Raw genomic sequence first — 3,746 nt, forward strand, 5'->3', positions numbered from 1 at the left:
AAAAATAAATGGCTTATAATGAAACGTTTTAATCAGCCTGAATTATAATATCACAAAAAATACAAATAAAGATTAATATTATTATATTAGTTTAAAAATAAATATTTTCACTCTTTTAATTAGCCTGAACATGATGTTAAATATAGTAAGATACTTGATTAAATTCGCAAACGCTTCGCTTTTTGCTCGTTATAAAATCACTGCTGACGCAGTTCTACGGGTACGGGGCTTATAACCCCGCACCCGAAATCAAGATATTCCCACCACCTAAAGGTGATGGGTTATCTTGATCATTTTATACATAATTTATGATAAGCTTTTATGTTTCTTTATATTTTTATTAAAAACAAGTAATGTAAAACATTTTCGGGGAAGGCTCACATTTATGGACGAACTTCTTTTAATTCTTAATATAATAGGTACTATTGCTTTTTCTATATCCGGTGCCATGACTGCTATCAAGAAAGAAATGGATCTTCTTGGCGTGATCATTGTAGGAGCTGTTACAGCCGTAGGCGGTGGTATCATGCGTGATATCATTATTGGCAAGATTCCTCCTGATGCTTTCACAGATCCATCCTATGTTCTTATTGCTTTTATAAGTGCTATAGTCGTATTCACATATGTATATTTCAAGGCATCAGGATATGAGAAGATAAAAGGAGCAAGCTTTCAAAAGGTTGTCCTTCTTGCAGATACTGTAGGTCTTGCAGCCTTTTCAGTACTTGGAGTTGAAGTTGCCTTTAATGCTGGTGATGGTCCAAGGCTCTTTCTCACAGTATTCCTTGGTACTATCACAGGTGTAGGCGGCGGAGTTATCAGAGACCTTCTTGTTGGCGATAAGCCTTATATTTTGTGCAAGCACATATATGCCTGCGCTTCAATTGCAGGAGCACTTGTCTGTGCCCTTTTATGGGACTTTTCAGGTCAGGAAACAGCTACGATCATAGGCGTAGCAACGGTCATCATCATAAGGCTTCTTGCTATCCACTACCAGTGGAATCTGCCACGCATCAGGCGCCATGACATTTCTTGAATTTTTGACCGCTTCCGCATGGGCACTTGTCATTGCTTCTTACATGCTTCCACAGATTTTTTTCCTCTAAAAATACATCTTCTTCATTAGGATATTCAGAAATAAGATTATTGTAATAGGTATCTGTAAGACTTTCATGGAGCTGTTCTATGCTACTGAAAGTCTTTGTATTTTCTGCTTCTGCTATCTTTATGTAAAGTCTCAGGATTTCTTTTTCAAGCTCCTTTTCATAGCTTCCGGGGTTTTCTCTTATGGCTGCCACCTCTTTATCAAGAACCTTATAAAGATACTGATACCTGTCTTTTAGGATATCGAGGCAGTCTTTTTGTCTAAGAATATATCTTCCAAGAAAAAATCTCTTTATAAGAGCATCTCTCTTAAGCTCCAAAAGCTCATTACTCATGTTTTCTTCAGGAAGGTCAAGATAGTAGTCATCTACAATATCAGGAAGGAGCTTTTGTACAAACGTGTCTGCACTTTCATCCTCGGCAAATGCATACGATTCATTGGACGCCCATCCGCTGTCAAGCACCCTTTTCATGGCGTCAGTTCTTAGATAGTAATCTTCTTCAAGAAAAGATAAAAGTCTTACAAATGCCTTCCTGAACCATGGCAGTGACTGATAGAAACTAAGAGATCTTATAGCCTCTATGACCACAGTCTCATTATCTTCATCCATATATATTTCATTGAGGTCTTCACATACTATCTCTATGTCCTGCGTGCACTTTGACTTGTTTTCCTCATCTATGTCTTTGTATACCTTTTGTATATCTTCTTTAAGCTTTTGTATTCCGCTCTCATCATCTTTACCAAAATGTCTTCTTATCTCACTTGCAAGACTCATATTATTCCTCCGGATGATCATATAATGTTGCAATTCCATCTTACCAAATATAGAATGGAAATGTTGTTATAAACATATTTTTATTGTTTTTATTGGGAGGCCCTTTTTGAACAATTCTTCTATTACTAATCCGCATACTGCTTCTTACAGGATATTGTCAGGTTCCTTTTTGAAAATATTTGCGATCGTGATCATGTTTATAGATCACTTCGCTGCAGGCTTCATACTCCCTTCTATAATTACGGGAGATATGGACAGATGGCTCTCATTTCTTAACATAGAACCAAGCGTTGACCTTGAAATTCAGATATATCTATTCTTAAGAGGAGTAGGACGACAGGCATTCCCAATATTTTGTTTTCTGCTTGTAGAAGGCTTTTTGCATACCCGAAATAAAGCAAAGTACTGTATCAGCCTTTCAATATTCGGACTGATATCAGAGATTCCTTTTGATTATACGCTGATAGCCTACAAAGCTTATGGCAGTCTTGATTTTGTATCTATCTATAATGAGTACCAGACCAAAATGTGGGAGTCTCAGAATGTATACTTTACTCTGGCTCTGGGTCTTATAGCAATGTGGGCTGCTGATACAATACTTATAAAGCTAAAGAGCAAAAATACGATGCTTGCAAGTATCCTTTCTTTGATACCCTTTGCCCTTGCAGGTACCCTTGCTTATTATATAAATACTGATTATGCAGCTTACGGTATCACTGTTATAGCGATAATGTATTACTTTCACAGTATCAGTATACTTGCAACACTGATTTCCTATATATTCCTTTGCTTTACGATGTCAACTGCAATAAACGGAGGCATGGAAGAATGGTCATTTCCAGCTTTTATTATGCTTAATCTGTATAGCGGTAAGAGAGGCTGCATTGGCAGGAACTTCAAATACTTTTTCTATATATTCTATCCTGCCCATCTGATACTGATATTCTTCCTTAGATATTGGATACTGCATTAACGGATTTGCTCATACATCACATAACAAAATGAATATATGTAAATGCATCCGCTTGTTGCCACCTTGCATGAAAAAGCCATGAATCCACACTGAATATAGGATTCATGGCCTTATTATATTTATACTCTTATAGCTTTAACCTGCTATCACAGAATATCTTAAAAATTCTCTATCAATCATTTACGCCATGTCTTTGCATGGAACAGGATCAGAACAGGCATAAGTTCAAGTCTTCCTGCAAGCATATCAAATATAAGTACTATCTTGGAAGCCCATGAGAAGTCATGGAAACCTCCTGTTGGTCCTACCATGTTAAGACCAGGTCCAACGTTATTCAAAGTAGCTGCAACAGCTGTAATATTAGTTTCGAAATCAAATACTTCAAGGTCTATAACATTGAAGGATTCAAAGAATGACACAAGCAAAAAGGATGCAAGGAAGATTATCGTATAAATGGAAAGATATGCGCTTGTACCCTTAACCGTAGCATCTTCAACTACATGATCGTCCATATATACTCTTTGAACGCTCTTCGGGTGAAGAGTTTTGATAACTTCGTTCTTTGCATTTCTTATAAGGATTATGATCCTTGAAAACTTAAATCCGCCACCTGTAGAACCGGCACATGCACCTATACAGGTAAGCACGAATAGAAGCGTTCTTGAGAACTGCGGCCACACATTATAATCAAGAGTTGCAAAACCTGTAGTTGTCATGATCGAAGTTACTGTAAAGAGTGAATGATGGAATGCATCTCCAAAATTTGGTATTACTCCGTTTCTAACAACGTTCCAGGCTATAAGAACTGCTGAACCAAACATAATAACAAAGTACCAGCGCATCTCATCAATGTGCCAGGCTTCTTTGAATTTTTTGATAAGAAGGAAATA

General features: G+C 37.0%; 4 protein-coding genes. 2 read left to right on the forward strand and 2 right to left on the reverse strand.

Annotated features, from left to right (window positions below):
- The first annotated feature begins 385 nt into the window (after positions 1–385).
- Positions 386–1,036, forward strand: coding sequence for a trimeric intracellular cation channel family protein (locus K6G87_RS04430; protein ID WP_296834436.1), 651 nt, complete (start codon positions 386–388; stop codon positions 1,034–1,036).
- On the opposite strand, the gene K6G87_RS04435 is transcribed toward K6G87_RS04430, so the two are convergent.
- Positions 1,014–1,883 (reverse strand): SEC-C domain-containing protein, encoded by an 870-nt coding sequence (locus K6G87_RS04435; protein ID WP_296834438.1) that lies wholly within the window; start codon positions 1,881–1,883, stop codon positions 1,014–1,016. The genes K6G87_RS04430 and K6G87_RS04435 overlap by 23 nt on opposite strands.
- Positions 1,884–1,989: 106 nt before the next feature.
- On the opposite strand from K6G87_RS04435, the gene K6G87_RS04440 reads away from it, so the two are divergent.
- Positions 1,990–2,856: a TraX family protein gene (locus tag K6G87_RS04440; RefSeq protein ID WP_296834440.1), complete on the forward strand. Its 867-nt coding sequence runs from the start codon at positions 1,990–1,992 to the stop codon at positions 2,854–2,856.
- A gap of 176 nt (positions 2,857–3,032) precedes the next feature.
- Here the strand turns inward: K6G87_RS04440 and K6G87_RS04445 are convergent.
- The coding region (locus tag K6G87_RS04445) for a TrkH family potassium uptake protein (RefSeq protein ID WP_296834442.1) at positions 3,033–3,746 on the reverse strand (714 nt) is incomplete at its 5' end.

This window comes from Butyrivibrio sp., from assembly GCF_024699075.1.

Excerpts from the sequence above, each read along its gene's own strand:
- K6G87_RS04430 (WP_296834436.1), top strand. The coding sequence starts at position 386 with ATGGACGAACTTCTTTTAATTCTTAATATAATAGGTACTATTGCTTTT.
- K6G87_RS04435 (WP_296834438.1), bottom strand. The coding sequence starts at position 1,883 with ATGAGTCTTGCAAGTGAGATAAGAAGACATTTTGGTAAAGATGATGAG.